The organism is Aestuariibacter sp. A3R04, assembly GCF_018860805.1.
GTDB lineage: Bacteria > Pseudomonadota > Gammaproteobacteria > Enterobacterales > Alteromonadaceae > Alteromonas.
On record NZ_JAHKQR010000011.1, the window covers coordinates 136,429 to 157,182 of the forward strand.

Annotated in this window: 20 protein-coding genes and 1 tRNA gene; 13 read left to right on the plus strand and 8 right to left on the minus strand. The window is 47.3% G+C overall.

Features of this window, described 5'->3' with window-relative positions; translation table 11 throughout:
• The first annotated feature begins 123 nt into the window (after positions 1–123).
• A complete protein-coding gene (locus KO518_RS09960) occupies positions 124–2,094 on the plus strand; it encodes a cation:proton antiporter (RefSeq protein ID WP_371742343.1) in 1,971 nt (656 codons plus the stop codon).
• A gap of 54 nt (positions 2,095–2,148) precedes the next feature.
• On the opposite strand, the gene KO518_RS09965 is transcribed toward KO518_RS09960, so the two are convergent.
• A complete protein-coding gene (locus KO518_RS09965) occupies positions 2,149–2,376 on the minus strand; it encodes a hypothetical protein (protein WP_216025704.1) in 228 nt (75 codons plus the stop codon).
• A gap of 250 nt (positions 2,377–2,626) precedes the next feature.
• On the opposite strand from KO518_RS09965, the gene tadA reads away from it, so the two are divergent.
• On the plus strand, positions 2,627–3,145 hold the full coding sequence (gene tadA, locus KO518_RS09970) for a tRNA adenosine(34) deaminase TadA (RefSeq protein WP_216025705.1): 519 nt from the start codon (positions 2,627–2,629) through the stop codon (positions 3,143–3,145).
• A gap of 296 nt (positions 3,146–3,441) precedes the next feature.
• On the opposite strand, the gene KO518_RS09975 is transcribed toward tadA, so the two are convergent.
• A complete protein-coding gene (locus KO518_RS09975) occupies positions 3,442–4,752 on the minus strand; it encodes a transporter substrate-binding domain-containing protein (protein ID WP_216025706.1) in 1,311 nt (436 codons plus the stop codon).
• A gap of 168 nt (positions 4,753–4,920) precedes the next feature.
• Here KO518_RS09975 and purL point away from each other — a divergent pair, with 168 nt between their 5' ends.
• On the plus strand, positions 4,921–8,817 hold the full coding sequence (purL, locus tag KO518_RS09980) for a phosphoribosylformylglycinamidine synthase (protein WP_216025707.1): 3,897 nt from the start codon (positions 4,921–4,923) through the stop codon (positions 8,815–8,817).
• A gap of 453 nt (positions 8,818–9,270) precedes the next feature.
• Here the strand turns inward: purL and smrA are convergent, their stop codons facing one another.
• Positions 9,271–9,858: a DNA endonuclease SmrA gene (smrA, locus tag KO518_RS09985; protein WP_216025708.1), complete on the minus strand. Its 588-nt coding sequence runs from the start codon at positions 9,856–9,858 to the stop codon at positions 9,271–9,273.
• A gap of 151 nt (positions 9,859–10,009) precedes the next feature.
• On the opposite strand from smrA, the gene KO518_RS20080 reads away from it, so the two are divergent.
• Complete coding sequence (locus tag KO518_RS20080) at positions 10,010–10,144, plus strand: hypothetical protein (protein WP_256444429.1); 135 nt, start codon at positions 10,010–10,012, stop codon at positions 10,142–10,144.
• Positions 10,145–10,206: 62 nt separating this feature from the next.
• Here the strand turns inward: KO518_RS20080 and KO518_RS09990 are convergent.
• Both KO518_RS09990 and KO518_RS09995 read right to left on the minus strand, forming a co-directional pair.
• Positions 10,207–10,282: transfer RNA gene (locus tag KO518_RS09990), tRNA-Arg, on the minus strand.
• A gap of 101 nt (positions 10,283–10,383) precedes the next feature.
• Positions 10,384–11,553: a flagellar assembly protein T N-terminal domain-containing protein gene (locus tag KO518_RS09995; protein WP_216025709.1), complete on the minus strand. Its 1,170-nt coding sequence runs from the start codon at positions 11,551–11,553 to the stop codon at positions 10,384–10,386.
• A gap of 361 nt (positions 11,554–11,914) precedes the next feature.
• On the opposite strand from KO518_RS09995, the gene KO518_RS10000 reads away from it, so the two are divergent.
• Positions 11,915–12,355, plus strand: coding sequence for an LPP20 family lipoprotein (locus KO518_RS10000; protein ID WP_371742344.1), 441 nt, complete (start codon positions 11,915–11,917; stop codon positions 12,353–12,355).
• Positions 12,356–12,432: 77 nt separating this feature from the next.
• Here the strand turns inward: KO518_RS10000 and flgN are convergent, their stop codons facing one another.
• From flgN to flgA, 3 genes are all read right to left on the minus strand, one after another.
• A complete protein-coding gene (flgN, locus tag KO518_RS10005) occupies positions 12,433–12,864 on the minus strand; it encodes a flagellar protein FlgN (RefSeq protein ID WP_216025711.1) in 432 nt (143 codons plus the stop codon).
• Between the two features lie 19 nt (positions 12,865–12,883).
• Entirely contained in the window at positions 12,884–13,219 is a 336-nt protein-coding gene (flgM, locus tag KO518_RS10010; RefSeq protein ID WP_216025712.1) for a flagellar biosynthesis anti-sigma factor FlgM, read from the minus strand.
• Between the two features lie 91 nt (positions 13,220–13,310).
• Positions 13,311–14,045 (minus strand): flagellar basal body P-ring formation chaperone FlgA, encoded by a 735-nt coding sequence (gene flgA / locus KO518_RS10015; protein ID WP_252736090.1) that lies wholly within the window; start codon positions 14,043–14,045, stop codon positions 13,311–13,313.
• Positions 14,046–14,206: 161 nt separating this feature from the next.
• Here flgA and KO518_RS10020 point away from each other — a divergent pair, with 161 nt between their 5' ends.
• From KO518_RS10020 to flgG, 8 genes are all read left to right on the plus strand, one after another.
• A complete protein-coding gene (locus tag KO518_RS10020) occupies positions 14,207–15,127 on the plus strand; it encodes a chemotaxis protein CheV (protein ID WP_216025713.1) in 921 nt (306 codons plus the stop codon).
• Positions 15,128–15,146: 19 nt separating this feature from the next.
• Positions 15,147–15,980, plus strand: a complete 834-nt coding sequence (locus KO518_RS10025; protein WP_216025714.1) for a protein-glutamate O-methyltransferase CheR — start codon at positions 15,147–15,149, stop codon at positions 15,978–15,980.
• A 95-nt stretch (positions 15,981–16,075) separates the two neighbouring features.
• Complete coding sequence (gene flgB / locus KO518_RS10030) at positions 16,076–16,483, plus strand: flagellar basal body rod protein FlgB (protein WP_216025715.1); 408 nt, start codon at positions 16,076–16,078, stop codon at positions 16,481–16,483.
• The gene (gene flgC, locus KO518_RS10035) at positions 16,483–16,905 is read left to right on the plus strand and encodes a flagellar basal body rod protein FlgC (protein ID WP_216025716.1); all 423 of its coding nucleotides are present in this window, start codon (positions 16,483–16,485) and stop codon (positions 16,903–16,905) included. The genes flgB and flgC overlap by 1 nt, the downstream gene beginning before the upstream one ends.
• A 28-nt stretch (positions 16,906–16,933) precedes the next feature.
• The gene (flgD, locus tag KO518_RS10040; RefSeq protein ID WP_216025717.1) at positions 16,934–17,623 is read left to right on the plus strand and encodes a flagellar hook assembly protein FlgD; all 690 of its coding nucleotides are present in this window, start codon (positions 16,934–16,936) and stop codon (positions 17,621–17,623) included.
• 11 nt (positions 17,624–17,634) lie between these two features.
• Positions 17,635–19,020, plus strand: coding sequence for a flagellar hook protein FlgE (gene flgE / locus KO518_RS10045; protein WP_216025718.1), 1,386 nt, complete (start codon positions 17,635–17,637; stop codon positions 19,018–19,020).
• A 152-nt stretch (positions 19,021–19,172) separates the two neighbouring features.
• Positions 19,173–19,916, plus strand: coding sequence for a flagellar basal-body rod protein FlgF (gene flgF / locus KO518_RS10050; protein ID WP_216025719.1), 744 nt, complete (start codon positions 19,173–19,175; stop codon positions 19,914–19,916).
• A 39-nt stretch (positions 19,917–19,955) separates the two neighbouring features.
• On the plus strand, positions 19,956–20,744 hold the full coding sequence (gene flgG, locus KO518_RS10055; RefSeq protein ID WP_216025720.1) for a flagellar basal-body rod protein FlgG: 789 nt from the start codon (positions 19,956–19,958) through the stop codon (positions 20,742–20,744).
• The last annotated feature ends 10 nt before the right edge of the window (positions 20,745–20,754 follow it).

A 20,754-nucleotide genomic window follows, 5' to 3' on the forward strand; every position in this document is an offset into this window, starting at 1 on the left:
AGTCAGTGAGTTATACTCAGTAAAAGTAGAGTTATAGCGTCGTCAAAATGCTGACAGCGCAGTATATAGATAATTCAATTAGCAATTAACGTGCCTGGTAGTATTATCAAAGGAGTTGTCGTGATCGAAAGTGGATTTGGCCAATTCGTCATTCTGATGACCATATCTGTGGTGAGTGTCGCAGTATTCAGAAAATTACACCTTCCTCCTATTTTGGCGTATCTCTTTGCCGGAGTGGTTACCGGACCGCAAGTGTTAGCCTTATTTCTCCATCCGGAAGACATGCACTTACTGGCAGAAATTGGCATTGTATTTTTGTTGTTTTCCCTTGGCTTGGAATTTTCACTGCCAAAGCTAATGTCGATGCGAAGCTTGGTTTTCGGAGTGGGGTTAGGTCAGATGGTTATCACTACTGGCGTATTCTCGTCTATTGCCCTTGTGTTTGGTTTGGCCCTGGGCCCGGCAATTGTGGTAGGCGGCACTCTTGCTCTGAGCTCTACCGCCATCGTCATAAAACAACTTACTGAGACTGGATCGTTAAACCACCGCCGGACTGAAATGGCTATCAGTATTCTGTTGTTTCAGGACTTAGCTGTGGTGCCTTTTCTTATTGCCATTCCGCTGATGAGCGGAGCCAGTGATATCAGTTTGGTTACGGCCCTCATTCAAGCTTTGGTGAAAGGTGTCGTTGTGGTGTCAGTGTTGCTGGCAGTGGGCAAGTGGATATTGCCGTGGATTTTTCGCGAGGTGGCGAAAACACGCACAGACGAATTGTTTGTACTTACTACTATTTTAGTGGCCATTCTGGCCGGTGGTTTGACCTATGTGTCCGGATTATCTATGGCATTGGGGGCATTTCTCGCTGGTATGATGTTGGGGGAGAGCCAATACAAATATCAGTTGGAAGCAGATATTCGGCCTTTCCGGGATATTCTCATGGGGCTGTTTTTCGTTACCGTTGGCATGCAACTCGAGCTTGACGTGCTTATTGAAGATGGAGAGTGGATTTTTACCGGCGTTATATGTCTGATGATATTGAAAGTGCTTCTACTGCGAGGAGTCGGGTTTATCTTGCGGTCCGATCCGGTGGATTCCTGGGCGACTGGCTTTAAACTTTGTCAGATTGGCGAGTTCAGTTTTGTGATCGCGGCGTTGGCCAGTTCGCATGGCGTTATTGACAGCAGGATCTCTTCGATGATTATCAGTATCGGCGTGATCAGTATGGCTCTTACCCCCATGCTCGTCGACAGAAGTGTTTCTCTGGCGAAAAAGCTGGTGAAGAATCAGCCGGCCAGTACCGAGCCTGAAAACAACATACCTGAGGCGTACGACCTTGACGGCCACATTGTTATTGCAGGCTTCGGCCGAGTGGGTCAGTCGGTAGCACGGCTACTAAAAGTCGAAGGCGTGCGTTGTATAACCATCGATGCTGATCCTGTGCGGGTGCACGAGAGCCGCAATGCAGGAGAGCCCATTTTGTTTGGCGATGCCAGTCAGAAAGACATTCTTGAAAACGCTGGAGTTGCCCGGGCGCGTTTAGTATTGGTCACATTTGATCAACCGGACAAAGCTAAACAGGTGATCAGTACATGTAAGCAAATTTCGGCTGACATCAATGTGATGGTGCGCACGAAAAGGGATTATCACCTCGATGCCCTGTATCGGGCCGGTGCGAGTCAGGTAGTCCCTGAAATACAGGAAGGCAGTTTGATGTTGATTTCACAAGTGCTGCATTATGCAGGGGTCCCCATGTCCAGAATACTCAAGCGGGTCAGAGAAGAAAGGCAAGGGCGGTATGATCACTTGCACGGCTTTTATCCCGGTGAAACAACAGAAATCAGTTATGGTACAGAAGATAAATTGGAGTTTGTCCACGCTGTTGTACTAAATAACGATGCAGCTTGTTTAGGCAGCTCCCTCGGATCTATAGACTTTCCGAGAATGCGAGTGCGCTTGCAAGGACTCAGGCGCTATGGAAAAGAAATGGAGCTACCATCTGGTGAACTGCTGTTGCAAGCCGGTGATGTGCTTGTTATTGCTGGTAAGCCTAGACGTGTGGAGCGGGCAGAGCGACGATTTTTAGAAGGTGATTGAAGAAAATTGTGTGCAAAAGACGATTTTTGTCCTGCACACATTCAACAAACACTATCAGGCGACGCGGTCTTTTTCGAGATCTTTAAATTGCTTTTTTAGATCGTAATTCTCGTCAGTGACAATTTTTTCCAATACTTCGATACGCTCTTTGAGTTGCGCAATTTCGCTTTCCATAGCCGCGTCTTTTTGTATGTGCTTTTTTGATTTGCGGTTGTCTTTAACACCGTTAACAATTGCAACCAGTGCCCATGCACAAATACCCACAATGAAAATCGCTGTCATGTTCATTTTGTTCCCTCGACAAAGTAGAATGTAGTTAAAGCAGTTGTGCAGCAGCGGCTGTCACCTATTGCCTGTTACCCGTAAATGTTGCGAGTAGTATGGTAATAACCATACGCCACCCGTTGTAGATTACCACAGCAATTTTGTGACCAAATTTAATTAACCATATAAATCAAGGTGTTATATTTATATGTTTTTATGGTTTTTGCCATATTTGGCTTATACAATAACTTTTTAGTCAAAAAGACCAATGCATATTGTTAATCAGGAAGAAGATGAGAAGTGGATGCGCCATGCGCTGTCCTTAGCAGATAAAGCCGAAGCGATGGGTGAAGTGCCTGTGGGGGCGGTAGTGGTACTTAACGGCAATATTATCGGTGAAGGCTGGAATTCGCCCATTACCGATCATGATCCTTCGGCACATGCGGAAATAAGGGCTGTAAGACAAGCAGCACTGCACAAAGGAAACTACCGCGTGGTAGATGCGACACTGTATGTCACGCTTGAGCCCTGTGCAATGTGCGCGGGCATGATAGTCCATGCCAGAATTGCCAGGGTTGTTTTTGGGGCACCTGATTTAAAAACCGGGGCTGCGGGGTCGGTTATGCAATTGCTTCAGCACAATGCGTTGAACCATCAGGTAGATATCACATCACATATATTGCAGCAGGCGTGTGCAGAGAAAATCTCCGCCTTTTTCCGACGTCGTCGGGCGGAAAAAAAGGCCAGTAAACTCAAAGCCGTCATTACTGATAGCCTTGAAAAGTAAGGGACCGGTTGGAGGGAAATTTCAGGTGCTAAGCGGAAAACAATTCATTCATCATAAAACGACGTCTGCGTTGCAGAACACGCTGGTGTGCTCGTTTTAACATTAGTTTTCTTCTTTGGGTATTCTTCATCACTTTCTTTGCTCTCATAAATCTGTGTTTTCTCATTCGCCTCCCCCTTTCAATCAGTCTGGCTGTATCTAGCCTCAACTGAAAAGGCAATGGTTATGGGTGTTTTACGTGAGAAACATGAAGGCAATATGACAAATTTCAATATTCCATCATACGCGTTGTCGGGTTAATCGCCGTTATTTTCCTTCGAAGGAAGGGCATGGTTAGCTATCACGGCATTGAGTAAATCACAGTAGTCTTCGACGATATTCACAAACTTTACGGTATCGTCGCCCTGCACGTAACCAGCAGCAGATTGTCGGTAGTATTTTTTCAAACGAAGCAGGGGATAGCGCTGTTTTACATCAAGCCACAGGTCTGGATCCCCTCCTTGTTGCCGGGTCAGAGCACGGGCATCTTCAAGGTGCGACATCCCCGAATACAACGCTGCGAGACTCATTTTCCAGCGGTTTTCGCCACGAATTCTTGCAGGGATTTTGGCGGCAATGTCTGATAGGTGACCAGCCGTCGTGGCGAAACTGGAATCGCCATCCCATCCGTGGAAAGTGTAGTGGGCAGAAGCCACAACAGGCCATGGAAGTGAAAGTGGTAGATCGTCAAACTGGCTTTTAAGACTGCGAATATTAGCACTGGTCTCTATGATAAATGTCTCGTGACGCGCTTCAGGGGGAAGCGAAGGTGTAGCAAAGTATTTTTTCTCCAGTATTTTAAATGTTCCGTTTTGTCTCATTGAAGAAATATATTCGAACAACGCCCCCATAAATGAGTCGTCTGTGTGTTCAGGCACTTGCCATGCAACTGGCAGCATGCGCGCAGCTGTGGTTAATACACATAATTGTCGAAATCGCGGCTGTAGCAATGTCCATGTGTTCGCATTTGTCACAGCAAACTGGTAGTCGCGGCGAACCAGCCCTTCTAGAAGTTCTGCTTCGCTTACATTGGAGACTGCTATAACTTCTTTTGCTTGAGGTAACGCAGGCGCGACTGCATTGGTGTCGGCAGCATAATAAACTGCGCTTAACGGGGTAGCAGCCTCTGGCGAGCAACCGGTATCGCTGCGGGTAATAACTAGTTGATCAACGGTTTGAATATGCGGGCCGAAACGCCCTGATACCAGTATCGACAGGGGAAGCCCCTTGCCTGTTATCGCTATATCGGTATTGCCATTGTCGAGTTCTGATAGTATTGCGGAATAGTCGTGATAAGGCGTTATGTCAGTATCTACACCAAGATACGAAGCAAACCCTGACGCTAATTCATAGTGAAACCCCGACGGCCCCGTGGCGTTGATGGCATAGGTGTCAGTGCCATACAGGATAGCCACGCGTAGTTTGCCGCGTTCAACGACATGTTGAAGTGAATGCGGCAATGAGCCACACTGACCCGGCACGGCAACTGATAGGAGGAAAATAAATACCGCGGTTTCCGGCCAGCGTCGGAAGAATTGAGTGAGGGCAAATAAGAGCAGAGAAACCACGTTTTACTTTTTTACCTTAGTGAATAGTTAAAAAAAAACAACAATGTCTGCAATGCAGGTTATCAAAGAGACAGAATTCCTCTATAATCCGCGCCGAAATCCTCGTCCATTAAAGAGATAGCGTGTTGAGCTGTCAGACGCTGTTTCCAAACAATCAGGTAAAGCGATATGTTGGTCCTTAGAGGCGCTCCCGCACTGTCTGAATTCAGACAAACTAAACTTATTGAACGGCTGGGTCAATCCGGCATCACCGTTAACGGTATTTACGCTGAGTTTATCCACCTTATTAACACCGTTGGAACACTGAATGACAAGGCTCAGGATGTGTTGGATAAGCTACTGACTTACGGCCCTAAAAAACAGTCACAAACGCCTGCGGGTCGCTGTTTTTTTGTTACGCCACGACCGGGTACTATATCTCCATGGTCTTCAAAAGCGACTGATATTGCACATAATTGTGGCTTGTCCTCGGTAGAGCGAATCGAGCGGGGCTGTGCGTACTATATCGACACAGCCAGTGTGCTCACTGACGAACAATGGCAGCAGGTTTCTGATGTACTTCACGACAGAATGACGGAATCGGTTTTTGATTCGCCTGCGGCTGCAGTATCACTGTTTGAACAGGCAAAAGGGCAAAGCTATACCTCAGTAGACATCATCGGTCGGGGAAAACAGGCGCTTATTGACGCAAATATCGGGCTGGGGCTTGCACTGGCTGACGATGAAATAGAATACTTGTTTGAGAGTTTTAGTCGTTTGGGAAGAAATCCTAACGACGTAGAACTTTATATGTTTGCGCAGGCCAACTCTGAGCATTGCCGACATAAGATATTCAACGCCAGCTGGACCATCGATGGGGTAGTTCAGAGCAAGTCCTTGTTCAAAATGATCAAAAATACCTTTGAGCTTCATCCCGAGTTTGTCCACTCAGCGTATAAAGATAACGCCGCGGTTATGGAAGGTTGGAAAGCTGGTCGCTTTTTCCCTAACCCCCAATCTCACCAGTATGAGTATCACCACGAAGATATCGACATTCTGATGAAGGTGGAAACCCACAATCACCCAACCGCCATTTCTCCTTTCCCCGGCGCAGCAACAGGATCGGGGGGGGAAATTCGCGACGAGGGCGCTACAGGACGCGGCTCCAAGCCAAAAGCTGGTTTGGTGGGTTTTAGCGTTTCTAATTTGTGCATTCCCGGCGCCCAGCTCCCCTGGGAAGTGAATTACGGCAAGCCTCAGCGAATTGTCAGCGCGTTGGACATTATGCTTGAAGGACCCTTGGGGGGCGCGGCTTTTAACAATGAATTTGGTCGGCCTGCCTTACTCGGTTATTTCAGAACATACGAGCAGGAAGTTACGAGCTTTAACGGCGTTGAGGTGCGGGGCTATCACAAGCCCATCATGCTAGCAGGGGGTTTGGGTAATATTCGCAAGGATCACATCGAAAAAGGTGAGATCACCGTAGGTGCCAAGCTTATCGTGCTCGGCGGGCCGGCAATGAACATCGGTTTAGGCGGTGGGGCGGCATCTTCCATGACATCGGGGCAATCAAATGAAGATTTAGATTTTGCATCTGTGCAGCGAGATAATCCGGAAATGGAACGCCGTTGCCAGGAAGTCATTGACGCCTGTTGGCAACTAGGTGACAACAACCCTATTCAGTTCATTCACGATGTGGGCGCTGGAGGTTTATCCAATGCGCTGCCTGAACTCGTCAATGACGGTGAACGCGGTGGTCGTTTTGAATTGCGTGATGTGCTGTCTGACGAGCCTGGTATGACGCCACTGGAATTGTGGTGCAACGAATCTCAAGAGCGATATGTGCTGTCAGTTGCACCGGAGAATCTGGCAACCTTTACAGCCATCTGCGAACGCGAACGCGCACCTTATGCTGTAGTTGGTGAAGCAACCAAAGAACAACACCTGTTGCTCAACGACTGTGAATTCAACAATCAGCCCATCGATATGCCTCTTGATGTTCTGTTGGGCAAACCGCCGAAAATGCATCGCGATGTGAAATCTGCATCTGTTGAGGGCATTTCTCTGGAACGAGGCAGTATTACTTTGTCAGATGCTGCTCAGAGAATTTTAAGGTTGCCCACTGTGGCAGAAAAAACGTTCCTCATCACCATTGGTGACAGGTCGGTAACCGGGTTAGTGAGCCGCGATCAAATGGTTGGCCCATGGCAGGTACCTGTGGCAGACGTTGCAGTAACAGCGAGTACATTTGATACCTATCACGGTGAAGCTATGTCAATGGGTGAGCGAACGCCGGTGGCCCTTCTGTCACATGGTGCATCCGCACGGCTTGCTGTCGGCGAAGCCTTAACGAATATTGCAGCGTCAAATATTGGCGACATTAAGCGCATTAAATTGTCTGCAAACTGGATGGCTGCAGCAGGTCACCCCGGTGAAGATGCTGGTCTTTACGAAGCAGTCAAAGCTGTGGGCGAAGAGTTGTGTCCCGCACTTGGCTTAACCATACCGGTAGGTAAAGACTCCATGTCGATGAAAACGGCATGGCAAGACGAACGCGGCGTTGATAAGTGTGTAACAGCCCCTCTGTCTCTGGTTATTTCGGCTTTTGGCGCTGTTAGAGACATCAGGAAAACCCTTACTCCCCAGTTGCGTACCGGCAACGGTGACAGTCGCTTAATGTTACTTGACCTAGGCGCGGGCAAAAACCGTCTCGGTGGAAGTGCACTGGCGCAGGTATATCAACAGTTGGCTGATGATCCTGCTGATGTTGACGACGCTTCTATACTTCAGGGTTTCTTCCACGCAGTGCAGCAAATGGTAGAAGAAGAGCTTTTACTAGCGTATCACGACCGCTCTGATGGTGGCCTGTTTACGACTGTGACTGAAATGGCGTTTGCAGGTAAAACCGGTGTCACAGTGTCCCTAGATGCATTGCCGGCTGATGACTTAGCCGTACTGTTCAGTGAAGAACTCGGAGCGGTAATTCAGGTTGCACAAGAACATATAGCCGCAGTCAAAGCCATAGCAGAAGAACACGGTCTTTCAGGCCTGCTTTTCGACATTGGCACACTCAATACCCATGACAGCGTGGAGTTTGTTCGCAATGGCAGTGCAGTTTTTCAAGATTCCCGAGTGAACTTGAGAACTATATGGGCGGAAACTACGCACCATATGCAGCGTTTGCGAGACAACCCTGCTTGTGCAGATGAAGAGCACGCAGCGAAACAGGATGCCGCAGATCCAGGCCTAAGCGCTGAGTTGACCTACGATGTTAATGAAGATGTTGCTGCGCCTTACATTGCAAAAGGCGTGAAGCCTACAGTGGCAATTTTGCGGGAACAAGGTGTGAATTCTCACCTTGAAATGGCTGCTGCTTTTACCCGCGCTGGCTTTAATGCCATTGATGTGCACATGAGTGACGTATTATCTGGACGAGTTACACTGGATGCTTTCCACGGGCTTGCCGCGTGCGGAGGGTTTTCTTACGGTGATGTTCTCGGTGCCGGTGAAGGGTGGGCAAAATCTATCTTGTTTAATAGTCAGGCGCGGGATCAATTCGCCACCTTCTTTGCTCGTAACAATACTTTTAGTCTTGGTGTGTGCAACGGTTGTCAAATGTTGTCAAACCTAAAAGCACTGATCCCTGGTACTGCTAACTGGCCGCATTTTGTCACTAATGTTTCAGAGCGCTTTGAAGCACGTGTAGCCATGGTTGAAGTGACTGATTCTCGCTCTGTCTTGTTGCAAGGTATGCAGGGGTCTAAAATGCCCATTGCCGTATCTCACGGCGAGGGCCAGGCCGAGTTTGCGTCAACTGACGCACTGAATGCTGTACAGACGGCAAATCAAGTGGCGTTGCGCTATGTAAACAACTATGGTCAGGTTGCTGATACTTACCCGGCCAACCCCAACGGTTCACCTGCGGGTATTACGGGTCTTACATCTGAAGATGGTCGCGCTACCATCATGATGCCACACCCCGAGCGGGTCTTCCGTGCAGTGGCTAATTCGTGGTATCCGGAAGACTGGGAGGAAGATGGCGCGTGGATGCGGATTTTCCGTAATGCGAGAGTCTTTGCCGGGTAAGAGCCGCTACCACTTTTAAGGAAACTCGCGATGATAATGTAAATATTTATCGCGCGTTTTCTTTTTGTACTAAAAAATGATGCAAAAGTGTCAAATTTTTGAATCAGTGTCTTGTTATCTGCAAGTCTCTGTTTTACATTAGATCTGGTCAGGAAGACTGCAAACGATTATGGAGAGCGTTGGGGTCAGTATTGGATTGTTTGATCCGTGGTTAACTAAATAATAAGAGACGAACATGTATCGTTCTGGAAAGGGTTTCGGCCTGACGGGTGTAGCAGTGGCAGTGGCGTTAATGATTTTAACCGCTGTTTTCAGTTCTTCCGCAAACTCAGCAGATTTGTGCGCAAATAAGGTGAGTACGGAAAACCAGACTGCGACGCTGTAGACGTCAAAACGCAAGCTGGTTCTGTGTAAACAGACATTATCCTGATACAGGCGCATAGAGTGCGCCTGCTACCTTCTTCTGTTTTTCTCCCGATTGATCAGCTTTTGTTGTGGGTGTTTCTTCAGTAAAACATACGTTGCCCCAAATCCACCGTGCATTGGCTGTGCCGTGTGCCAAGCAATCACAAAGTCCAGTTCTTTCAACCAGTGGTTAACATAGCGTTTTTTCAGCGCTGGTACAGGTTGACTGTTTTCACCTTTGCCGTGTTGGATCAGCAGTGCTCGTACTCCTTTCTCATGGGCTTTCTTCAAAGCGGGGTACAGCATGTCTCTGGCAGCTTTCAAGGTAAGGCCTTTTAACGAAATGCGCTGTTCCATGTCGTATTTTCCCATGCGTAAATTTTTAAATACGCCATCCTGAATACCCGGCTGTTGATAGGCAATAAAGTCGTCCGGCTGCACTGGTTTCACATTATCCATGCTCAAAGGATTAAACATTTCGTGATTGTCTTGCGTTAACGCGGCGCGCTTGGCTTTCCGTGCCAAGTTGTCAGAAGCGTTATAGGTGAACACTTTGTCGTGGGTATTGATACGTTGAACATCACCCATTTCTTCAAGAAACGACAACACGTCATCATTTTCAACCTGATTGCCCATATCACACCTCACTAATACAACCCGCAATACATTTATACGGAATTACGGGCGGCGTTGTTCATTGACAGTATTTTGCCTTTAACAAACGGATCTTTGCAACACGGGTATGTGGACAAAGTGTTAGCCGGCAAAGTTTAACGGTATCGCAGTCATGATATACGTGGCCACCGACTCCATACAAACCTTTCTAGCGGTATTAAGTGCGGTGCTGGGAATATTGCCAATGGCATTGTCGAACTTTAGCGTACTCAGAAATGCTACTGGAAGCGGTACAGGAGGAGAGTAGCGCGCCATTGCTGTTATCTGTATTTTTGTGCGTTCGCGATGTATGGCTAACGAATGAGATGATGGCGTCCCCACCGCGACTCGAACGCAGATCTAAAACTTAGGAGGTTCTTGTTTTATCCAGTTAAACTATGGGGACAGTGCTTTTTTGCAGAAGCAATTATACGTAAAATCAACGCTGTGTTAACCCTTTCACGTCAGTTTTATTATGTCGGCGCCTGTGGACATGTCATTTGTCTGCTAGCGTCCCTTGGCAACAAAATCGTTAGGTTGAATATTAGCCAGAATGCCGCCGTTAACTGCGACAACTGTGGCGTTGTCAACAGAGGCATTTACCACTTTAACCTTTGTAGGGTAAAGCTGGTACTGCAGGAATTGCATGCCTTGTGGGTCAATAACTTGGTTGGTTTTGTACAAGGTAAGTTCATCGCCGGGCTGAATGCCGTGGGCGCGACCTAACGATACTTGAAGTTGATCTCCCTCAACAGCGAGCACTCTGCCAGTTGCGGGCTGACAGGTAAGTATCTGGTCAACATCTTCTACCACTCTGGTAAATAACTGGGTAATTGCCTGACCATATTGGCTTCGCCAAAACACATCGCCTGTCACATCAACGGGAGTGAATCTGTCAAACTCCCATAGTGCCTCCGTGCGATACTGCTCTTGAATAAGCATGGCACCGTTCATACCATCTACCAGGAAAACATTCATGGCAAACTGTCGCGTAGCATCGTCGCTTTTCCAAAATGCCAGAGCAGAGGATGGGGGCCTGTGCAAGCTCACATCGGTGATAACGGCTGCGAGAATATATTGAGCTCGACTTAATCTGGCCAGGGAGGGCGCCTGAGACAGTACATTTGCCTCACTCCATTTTACCGTATACGGTTCAATTCTGATCAGTGAAGCGTACTCAGCCTGGCTGCGGAATTGTTGTTGCAGAAAGCGGGGAGCGGCTTCAGACAGTTGATGGATTTGTCCGTCCTGCGCCTGCTGACGGTTTTCAAGGGGAAACCAAGTGGTAACTAAGGTTTTTTGGAACGCTGCAGCGTGACATTGTGCCACGTTGGGAAAAATGTCTGCGCGGATCTTTACCGTGACGTAGCCGTCGTGCCAGTACTCGTCTATTAATTCGAGGTTCTGGACTTCCCCGGAAGCCCGAATCTTCAGGCTGTCTTCACTGAGTAATCCGTTTGTTAGCATTTGTACACTTTGCACTGACGCGCCCGCAAACATCAGTGCATGTCGAATAGCTTCTTCGGTTGCGCGTTCTTTTGCTGCAGCTCGGTTGCCCTGTTGAATTAAGGCTTGTCCTTGGGCTTCAAACCAGGCGGCAGATGTTTGCCCGCTGACAGCCATAAGCACTACACTTATTGCCAGTAGGAACAGGTATTTTACAACGACGTTAATCATACTCTTTCATCTCGCGGGTCAGCAGGTTTTTTAAGCGGTTGTGCCAAAAGCTTTGTCTACCACAGGGTACGGTACGCACGCAGAGGTATTGAATAAACTCAACTATGTCGGGGTAACAGCAAAAAACGTTCCCATTTTGATGACTAAACATTGACGCACAGAATAAGGCATAAAAATTGCTGAACTACCGTTATTGGAATGCAAAAATTGCATACAGAAAACTTTCTCGCCAAAAGCTTCATGGCCGACACTATTGGTGTCATTAGGTTCGGCTATGGGACTTGCGGTCTCGCTGACAACACAGGCACTGTATAGGTAGGGTAAAATGAACAAGCGAAATTTACGGTTAGCAGTACTCACCATGATGGCCTCTGGTATCTTGCTAAGTGGTTGCAGCAGTTTTATTGATAAACAGGTCGAATGGGAAGTGGTAGAGCCTGAATCTTACCCTGTTTTAACGGCTGTTGGATATGCGCCCATTGCGAAACAACGCGGGAACAACGACAGTGAAAAGTCGCTCATGGCCATGCGTGCTTCAAAATTGGATGCGTACAGAGAGTTGGCCGAGCAAGTATATGGCCAGCGCTTAGAAGGAAATCAATCTGTGGCGAGTCTTGTTATGCAAAACTCCACGCTTAAGGCTTCTGTAGAAGGCGTTATACGGGGGGCCGAGGTGATCAAAAGCTATCCTGTTGGCAATGATACTTATGTCACAGAGCTCACATTGGATATGCGGAAGGTATACGATATTTACCTGACTACAGCAAAGCCGAAACGCATTAAAAAGGTTACCTATTATTAAACGTTTCAGTCCAGCTAATGGAAAAAGCGCCTGAGGCGCTTTTTTTGAAGGCAAAAGTATGTGTTAAATACCCGGTATTACGCGCTTACACCACGCCCAAGGCCCGAACCCTTGGGTTTCCCGCTTTTATCATAGGTAAGCGATTCTTTGGCTCGGATCTCTAGCATAAGGTTGCGCAGATGACTTAGGCGGAGTTGTCCTTGTTCAACGGCTTTCTGATTGACTTGAGTTTGATACTGACAATCTTCCAGACGTTTTTGCGCATCGGCAATTAAAGCAGTGACTGAATCTGGGGCATCCGCGTTGGTATACAGCGCCTGATACCGCTTGCTAATTGCGACATCAGACTGTTGGATGGTGTCGAGGGTTTGCTCTTTTTCCTTGAGCAGATTCATTAGGGCTTCGGCATCTCTGGAGCTAATCAGGTGCAACTCCTGTTCGAGCAGAGCGGACAAATGAGCCAGGTTGGCAATTTGTTGCTCCAGTAACTCTTCGAGGGGTTGTGTCATAGTATTCAAATCTCAGTGATTAGGATTTTAAGCCAAAGACCTGTGCTTCCAGACGGGCTATTTTTTGCGCTAAAGAGTCCGGATCGATTTTATACTCACCACTTTGAATCGCTTTTTTAAGTTTATCAACTTTTTCTTGATTCACGGGCGCTTCGGTTCCTTTTTTCTGAACCTGATTTAATTGCTGCGCAGACTGTGTCAGAGAAACACTGTCCTGACGGGGAGCGGCAGCTGTTTGCGCCTTCGCTGCGGCTTCCTGCTGTCCTGTATTCTGCGTCTGATTTTGCTGATTATTCAGTTTTGTATTGTCGATGGGGGTTTTAACGCCACCGCCATTTACATTGTTAATAGCCATATTCATTTTCCACTACCAATAACACCTCAAACACTTTATCGGCATTACGTGGCGCATCTTTAACCTTTTTTACAATAATTTTTGTCATATTCTATAAATTTACCACGACGGTTTGCGTGTTGGCGACTTCGGCGATCAACGTTTTGTTTGAGGATGCGTTAACTACTTGAATATTATCACCAATTACGCCATCCTGTTTGGCTATGCCAGCGGTTTTAACGCGCATGCCTCCAGCTTGCGCAAGGATGGTAATACGATCACCTTTGCAGACGAAGCATAACATATTAGATTGAATAGGTTGACCGTTTCTTATTCTGCGCTTCACCCGGGCACCGATCAGTTGGGTCATGTCATCGAAACTGGTGTGCCGAAGCATGTTAACGTCAACATCTGCAAATGACAGATTTTCGGCGCTGAGCACAGTTCCTGGACTTATCATACCTGAGGTCACAACCACTGTTCGGGTTCGGGATACCCGTGCGTTGGTGAATAAATACCAGTCATTATTTCCACAGCTAACCCGAACTGATACGTAGCTTTGCGATAAGCTGGATGGGTCGGCGTGATATTGAAAACCCACAGGGCAAGAGGGAATTTGAATCCTGTCATCAATAGGGACAATCTCTACCTGAAGGTTTTCGTCTCCATATCTGTCCCCAATGGCGGCCAGCAGATAAGCCTCAGCGCCTTCCTGAATTGTCGAATGTAATTGCTTTTCCGGTTGGGCAAAAGTCGAAAAACTGACTATGTTTAACAACAAAGCAAGTATTGTCGCCATTGGTACATAGGGAAATTGGCCAACCCGGTATGAAGTCTTTTTTTTCATGATCACTTTTTCTTGTTCACCTGAACGCAATTTGACTATGATGAGAAGTAGAAACAAACGGTACGATGTCTCAGTGTCACTTTTTTGGCGATTCTACTTTTTAGCATTAAGTGATATGGTGCAACGCAATGTTCGTGCCCAATTTTATTTAGAGGTGATGTATGTCAGGAATTCTTGATTCCGTTAACCAGCGCACGCAGTTAGTGGGGCAGAATCGACTGGAGCTATTGTTATTCAGATTAAACGGTCGTCAGCGCTTTGGAATTAACGTGTTTAAAGTACGGGAAGTCTTGCAGTGTCCACCGCTAACCGCAATGCCTAAACTCAACTCACTGGTCCGTGGTATTGCTCACATTCGCGGCCAGACTATTTCTGTCATTGACTTGAGTATGGCTACGGGAGGCCGACGTATAGAAAATCTCGACACCGCGTTTATCGTTATTGCTGAGTACAATCGCTCGGTTCAAGGTTTCCTGGTCGGTGCGGTTGAGCGCATTATCAATACAAATTGGGATGCCATCATGCCGCCGCCACAGGGTACGGGGCGAGCGAGTTACTTGACAGCGGTAACAGAGGTGGAAAATGAGCTTATTGAAATTCTGGACGTAGAAAAAATCCTGAATGAAATTTCGCCATTAAAAACCGATGTAAGTGATGATATTGCATCAACCCTTGATACCTCTGGCAGTACCAACAAGATTATCTTTATTGCCGATGATTCGTCAGTGGCCAGAAGTCAGGTGAAAAAAGCACTTACCGCCCTGGGACTTGAGATTGAGGTGGCTAAAAACGGCTTGGAAGCGCTTAACCGCCTTAAAGAAATCGCCGAAGAAACCGGTGATGTAACGGATAAAGTGGGTGTTCTGGTTTCTGACATTGAAATGCCGGAAATGGATGGTTATACGCTAACGGCGGAAATCAAAAACACGCCCGAGTTACAAAAACTACACGTGGTGCTGCACACATCTCTTAGTGGCGTTTTTAACCAAGCTATGGTGCAAAAAGTTGGCGCGGATGATTTTATCGCAAAATTCCACCCTGATGAACTTGCCACAGCAGTAAATAAATGGTTAAAAAAATAGCTTTTGGGGCCATCTCAACTTGAATAACAAAGATGTCTCAGTAGAGAGTTACCGCCAGTTTGGGGAATTTTTGCAACAGCAGTGCGGTATCTCTCTGGGCGATAATAAACAGTATTTAGTGCGAAGTCGCTTGGCGTCACTTATGCACCAATTTAATTTCGACAGTATGGATGCACTGATTGCCGGTACCATTCGCGGTGGAAACCGTTCCTTGTTGCAAGCAGTCCTCGACGCAATGACCACCAATGAAACTCTATGGTTTCGCGACAGTTACCCCTATGAATTGCTTATTAATACAATTTTTCCCGCGTTGACTGCGCAAAATCGCCGGCTTCGAATCTGGAGTGCAGCATGCTCGTCTGGTCAGGAACCTTATTCTATTGCTATGTCTGTGTTGGAATATCAGCGCACGAGGCCAGGTAGTTTGCGCAGTGGCGTAGAAATTGTAGGTACCGATATTTCTTCATCTATGCTGGATAAGTGTAACAAAGGCACCTATGACGAATTATCTCTGTCCCGTGGACTTTCAGCAGAGCGCCGACAACGTTATTTTAAAGCCAATGGTGGAGGTATGCAGGAGGTTATTCCTGAAGTAAAGCGCATGGTTTCATTCAGAAGTCTGAACTTACTGAATTCCTATGCCGGCTTGGGGCGGTTCGATATCGTTTTTTGCCGTAACGTGCTAATTTATTTTCCTGCCGACGTAAAGACAAAGATACTGCAACAAATTGCCGCTCAGTTGCAGCCAGGGGGAATTTTATTCCTCGGCGCTTCGGAATCAATCGGCGAGGCCGCTTCCCTTTTCTCTATGGTAAAATGCCACCCAGGCCTTTATTTTCAAAAGAAAGGCTAATCTTCTCTCCCTGTATATTCCTGCGTCAAAAATTATTGGCACTTCATTTGCAAAGTATTCTCTGAAGAGTGAAAACTGCATGGGAGGTGCCTGTTATGGCGATCAATTTGGACAAGTTGACAGGCTTTCATCAAAAAGCGCTGAATATCCGCGAAGAAAAGATGGAAGTCATCGCAGGAAATTTGGCAAATGCCAACACGCCTGGGTACAAGGCCCGTGATATTGACTTTCGACAAGCCATGCAGGACGCACGCTCACAGCAAAGCGGTAGCACTATGACCAGAACACACGAAGCGCATTTTAGCGGCAGACTCAGCGTGAACAGTTTCGATGTTGATTTTAGGATCCCTACTCAACCGGATACGGGTGACGGCAACACGGTAGAAGTACAGGCCGAGAGAAATGCGTTTTTAGATAATGGAATGCGGTATCAGGCCACCTTACAGTTTCTGGAAGGAAAGTTGAAAGGGATGAAGAAAGCCTTAAGTGGAGGGCAAGCCTAATGAGTTTATTTAATGTGATGTCTATTTCCGGGACTGGCATGGAGGCAGAGAGCGTCCGTTTGAACACTACGGCAAGTAACATCGCCAATGCCAATAGTGTTAGTAGTAGTTACGACCAAACGTACAAGGCCCGTTATCCCGTGTTTGCTGCGGAACTGGCCAGAGCATCAGACGAGCAGAGCAAAGGCGTCGGCGTTCAGGTTAAAGGCATCGTCGAAAGTGACGCACCTTTGCAAGTTGAGTACGCACCAAACAACCCTATGGCAGACAAAGACGGTTACATCTATAAGCCAAATGTGAACATTGTTGAAGAAATGGCAAATATGATGTCTGCGTCAAAGGGCTATGAAACAAACGTACAGGTAGCCGATACCACTAAGCGTTTGTTCCGTCAGGTACTTCAGTTAGGACGCGGTCAGTAAGCTGACTTGTTGAGCAGAGGGCATTAGTGTGAGTACAGTTTCAAATACCGGCTTGACGTCAAATCTCTATTGGCAGGAGGAGTCTGTTGCCGTAGCCGATGGCACCGAACAGACCTTATCCCAGGAAGACTTTTTTTCCCTGCTTACTGAGCAGTTAGCGAATCAGGATCCGAGCAAACCCGTAGACAACGATCAAATGGTTGCCCAGATGACATCATTCACCATGGCAGAAGGGATTTCGCAACTGAATGAAAAGTTTGAATCCTTTGCTGCGTCGATGACATCTAATCAAGCACTACAAGCTTCCAGCCTGATTGGTCAGAACGTGTTGGTGGAAGGCAATATCGGCCACATGAGTCAGGAAGGCGAAGGATTCAGTGGTGTATTGGTTAACGATAAGACCATTCAGGATTTAAAAATTACCATCGAAAACCAGTATGGTGAAATCGTTAAAACCATTGATGCGGGCACACAAGCCGCAGGCAATATACAGTTCCAATGGGACGGCACAGACAGTGATGGCAATCCTATGCCGGCTGGTGACTATGTCATCAGTGCAAACGGCAGTGTTGACGGCGAAGGCACGTCAGTCCCCATTGCCGTTAACCGTCACGTAGGAAGTGTCAGTATGACAGGTAGCAGTCAGGGAATAGTTTTGAATTTGGCGGGTGATGTCAGTATCAGTCTTGACGACGTCATCCAGATTGGCAGTGAATAGGAGAAAGTACGATGTCTTTTAATATTGCACTAAGTGGTGTTTCTGCCGCGCAAAAAGATTTGGACGTAACCGCCAACAATATTGCAAACGTCAATACGGTAGGTTTTAAAGAATCAAGAGCGGAATTTGGCGACGTATACGCCTCATCCTTGTTAGCGGGTGGTAAAACCAAAGTGGGTGACGGTGTTTTGACACAAGACGTAGCCCAGCAATTTTCTCAGGGTAGTTTGCAATTCACCAATACATCCCTTGACCTGGCTATCACAGGAAACGGTTTTTTTGCCACAGTACCTGAAATAACGTCCAGGGATTTCTCATTTACACGTGCTGGTCAATTCAAGCTTGATGAAGATAATTTCGTGGTTAACAGTAATGGTGACAATCTACTTGGATTCCCCGTGAATTCAGATGGTACAAGTTCTTCCGTGGCGTTAAGTACCACAGAGCCGGTGCGCATTCCCGATTCCTCTGGCTCCCCGCAACAAACTCATGAAGTGGATATTCGCATGAACCTACCTGCAGCGGACCAGGCGCTGGATCCTACTCAGTTTAATCCTGATGATCCGTTGACATATAATGCCGCGACCTCTGTTACGGTTTATGATTCGCTGGGTGACAGTCATGTTATGACCTACTATTTTATCAAGGATCCAGCCGCCACAACGACTAATGACTGGTTTGTTGCTACCGCAATTGACGACAACCTTGTGGATCTGGTTAATTCAGATGGTAGCAACTCCGATACGGCCACGGCGACTAATACCGTGGGAACTGCATCGGGTTTTGCTGTCACAGCGGCAAAGCTATCATTCAGCCAAGGCGGTGACTTTATTGCTATCGAGTCCCCCGATGGTTTAAGTCAACCTGATTACAAAATAGAAACGGAAGCGCTGGGTGCCACAATTTTGGCGAATGGTTCTGACCCCTCGCAACAAATTGCCATCGACTTTAATCTTGATCCAAGCGGCGCGACACCAAACGAGCCCACACAATTCGCCTCGGCGTTTGAAGTGACGTCTTTAGAGCAGGACGGACTACCTGTAGGCCGTTTGACAGGTATTGACATCGGTCCTGACGGGCTTGTACGGGCTACTTTTTCAAATGGTACCTCTGAACCTATTGTGCGAGTGGCGCTGGTAAGATTTTCCAATGAGCAGGGATTAACACAACAAAGCAGTACTCAGTGGAAAGAGTCAATTGAGTCAGGCGAAGCACTGGCCGGTGAGGCTACGACGGGAACGTTTGGTGAAATCAATTCATCTGCTCTGGAGCAGGCCAATGTGAATCTGACCACGGAATTGATTGATCTGATTATTGCACAGCGAAATTTCCAGGCTAACTCCCGTGCGTTGGAAGTCAACAATCAGCTCAATCAGACCATACTGAATATCCGCTAATTTTTTCCTATTATTAGAAAGGCCGCCGACGCGGCCTTTTTCATTTATTTCACTTCAAGGCTTTTATCGTATAAAAATCTACCGGTTTCGATTTGTTGGCATCTCATTTGCAGTTCTATTGAGTACGGGTACTTAATCGTCAAAAGTCAGTCATGGATAAATTACTTTATATTGCTGCAAGCGGCGCCAAACAAGACCTCCTGGCTACAGGAGTACGCGCCAATAATCTGGCGAATGCGCAAACCACCGGGTTTCGCGCACAGTTAGAACAGGCAAGAGCGATGCCGGCATACGGCGAAGGTTTGCCGTCTAGGGTATTTTCCATGACAGAAAGCCCATCGAGTAACTATGAATCTGGTGCCATGGTGCAGACAAACCGCGATCTAGATGTTGCCATTCAAGGTGACGGCTGGTTTGCAGTACAAGCGGCAGATGGACAGGAGGCATATAGTCGGGATGGCAGCTTTCAACTTGGCCCTGATGGGGTACTTTCCGATATGAACGGCAATATGATCATGGGAGACAATGGGCCCATTTATCTGCCAGTACCCTTGGACAACCTGAATATCGCGATGGACGGAACAATTTCCACCCGTCCGGTGGGCGCGCCAGAGAATGTTGCTGAAGAGGTGGGTCGCCTAAAGCTGGTGAATCCGGATCTTAACAACATGGAGCGTGGCTACGATGGGTTATTCCGCACTGTAGACGGCACAATCGCTCAAGCGGATGCCAGTGTTATGGTCAGGACGGGAATGCTCGAAGGCTCAAACGTTAATGCCGTGGATGAAATGGTCAATATGATTAGCTTGCAACGGCACTATGAAATGCAAGTAAAGCTGATGAAACAAGCCGATGAACTGTCTACCCGCGGCAACATGTTACTGCGAATAATTTAATGAGTTAAACGACTACCCGCGGGTAGTCAGGAGGTTGATATGCATCCTGCGTTATGGATTAGTAAAACAGGTCTAGATGCCGCACAAACCGATGTGGCAGTAGTATCGAATAACCTGGCAAACGCCTCGACAGTAGGCTTTAAAAAAGACCGCGCCATTTTTGAAGATCTTTTGTATCAGAATATCAATCAACCTGGTGGCCGTTCGTCAGCAGACACAGAACTGCCATCGGGTTTAATGCTTGGATCGGGTTCCAAAGTGGTCGCGACCCAAAAGGCGCATACCCAAGGAAATTTGCTGACGACAGAAAATGCGCTGGATATGTCTATTCAGGGGCGTGGGTATTTCGAAATATTGCAACCCGACGGCACTATTGCCTATACCAGAAATGGTCAGTTTACGATGAACGACCAGGGGCAAATTGTAACATCAGGCGCTGGCTTTTTGCTGCAACCCGAAATCGCCGTCCCCGAAGATGCACAGCAAATTACGATTTCCCAAGACGGTGAAGTTTCCGCTTCTATTCGCGGAGAAGCTGAGCCACAAGTACTTGGGCAGCTAAATATTTCTGATTTTGTCAATCCTACTGGGCTGCAACCCACAGGACAAAACCTGTATGTTGAAACAGCGTCCAGTGGCGCACCTATTCAGGGAGTACCTGGCTTACAGGGGTTGGGTACCATTTCCCAGGGGACGCTTGAAACTTCTAATGTAAACGTCACGGAAGAACTGGTAAATCTCATAGAGAGCCAGCGTTTGTATGAAATGAACTCCAAGGTGATTTCGTCAGTGGATCAGATGCTTGGACAGGTCATTCAACAACTATAGCAGGTGATGT

Excerpts from the sequence above, each read along its gene's own strand:
- KO518_RS09965 (WP_216025704.1), bottom strand. The coding sequence starts at position 2,376 with ATGACAGCGATTTTCATTGTGGGTATTTGTGCATGGGCACTGGTTGCA.
- tadA (WP_216025705.1), top strand. The coding sequence starts at position 2,627 with ATGCATATTGTTAATCAGGAAGAAGATGAGAAGTGGATGCGCCATGCG.
- purL (WP_216025707.1), top strand. The coding sequence starts at position 4,921 with ATGTTGGTCCTTAGAGGCGCTCCCGCACTGTCTGAATTCAGACAAACT.
- smrA (WP_216025708.1), bottom strand. The coding sequence starts at position 9,858 with ATGGGCAATCAGGTTGAAAATGATGACGTGTTGTCGTTTCTTGAAGAA.
- KO518_RS20080 (WP_256444429.1), top strand. The coding sequence starts at position 10,010 with ATGATATACGTGGCCACCGACTCCATACAAACCTTTCTAGCGGTATTA.
- KO518_RS09995 (WP_216025709.1), bottom strand. The coding sequence starts at position 11,553 with ATGATTAACGTCGTTGTAAAATACCTGTTCCTACTGGCAATAAGTGTA.
- KO518_RS10000 (WP_371742344.1), top strand. The coding sequence starts at position 11,915 with ATGATGGCCTCTGGTATCTTGCTAAGTGGTTGCAGCAGTTTTATTGAT.
- flgN (WP_216025711.1), bottom strand. The coding sequence starts at position 12,864 with ATGACACAACCCCTCGAAGAGTTACTGGAGCAACAAATTGCCAACCTG.
- flgM (WP_216025712.1), bottom strand. The coding sequence starts at position 13,219 with ATGGCTATTAACAATGTAAATGGCGGTGGCGTTAAAACCCCCATCGAC.
- flgA (WP_252736090.1), bottom strand. The coding sequence starts at position 14,045 with ATGAAAAAAAAGACTTCATACCGGGTTGGCCAATTTCCCTATGTACCA.
- KO518_RS10020 (WP_216025713.1), top strand. The coding sequence starts at position 14,207 with ATGTCAGGAATTCTTGATTCCGTTAACCAGCGCACGCAGTTAGTGGGG.
- flgB (WP_216025715.1), top strand. The coding sequence starts at position 16,076 with ATGGCGATCAATTTGGACAAGTTGACAGGCTTTCATCAAAAAGCGCTG.
- flgC (WP_216025716.1), top strand. The coding sequence starts at position 16,483 with ATGAGTTTATTTAATGTGATGTCTATTTCCGGGACTGGCATGGAGGCA.
- flgE (WP_216025718.1), top strand. The coding sequence starts at position 17,635 with ATGTCTTTTAATATTGCACTAAGTGGTGTTTCTGCCGCGCAAAAAGAT.
- flgF (WP_216025719.1), top strand. The coding sequence starts at position 19,173 with ATGGATAAATTACTTTATATTGCTGCAAGCGGCGCCAAACAAGACCTC.
- flgG (WP_216025720.1), top strand. The coding sequence starts at position 19,956 with ATGCATCCTGCGTTATGGATTAGTAAAACAGGTCTAGATGCCGCACAA.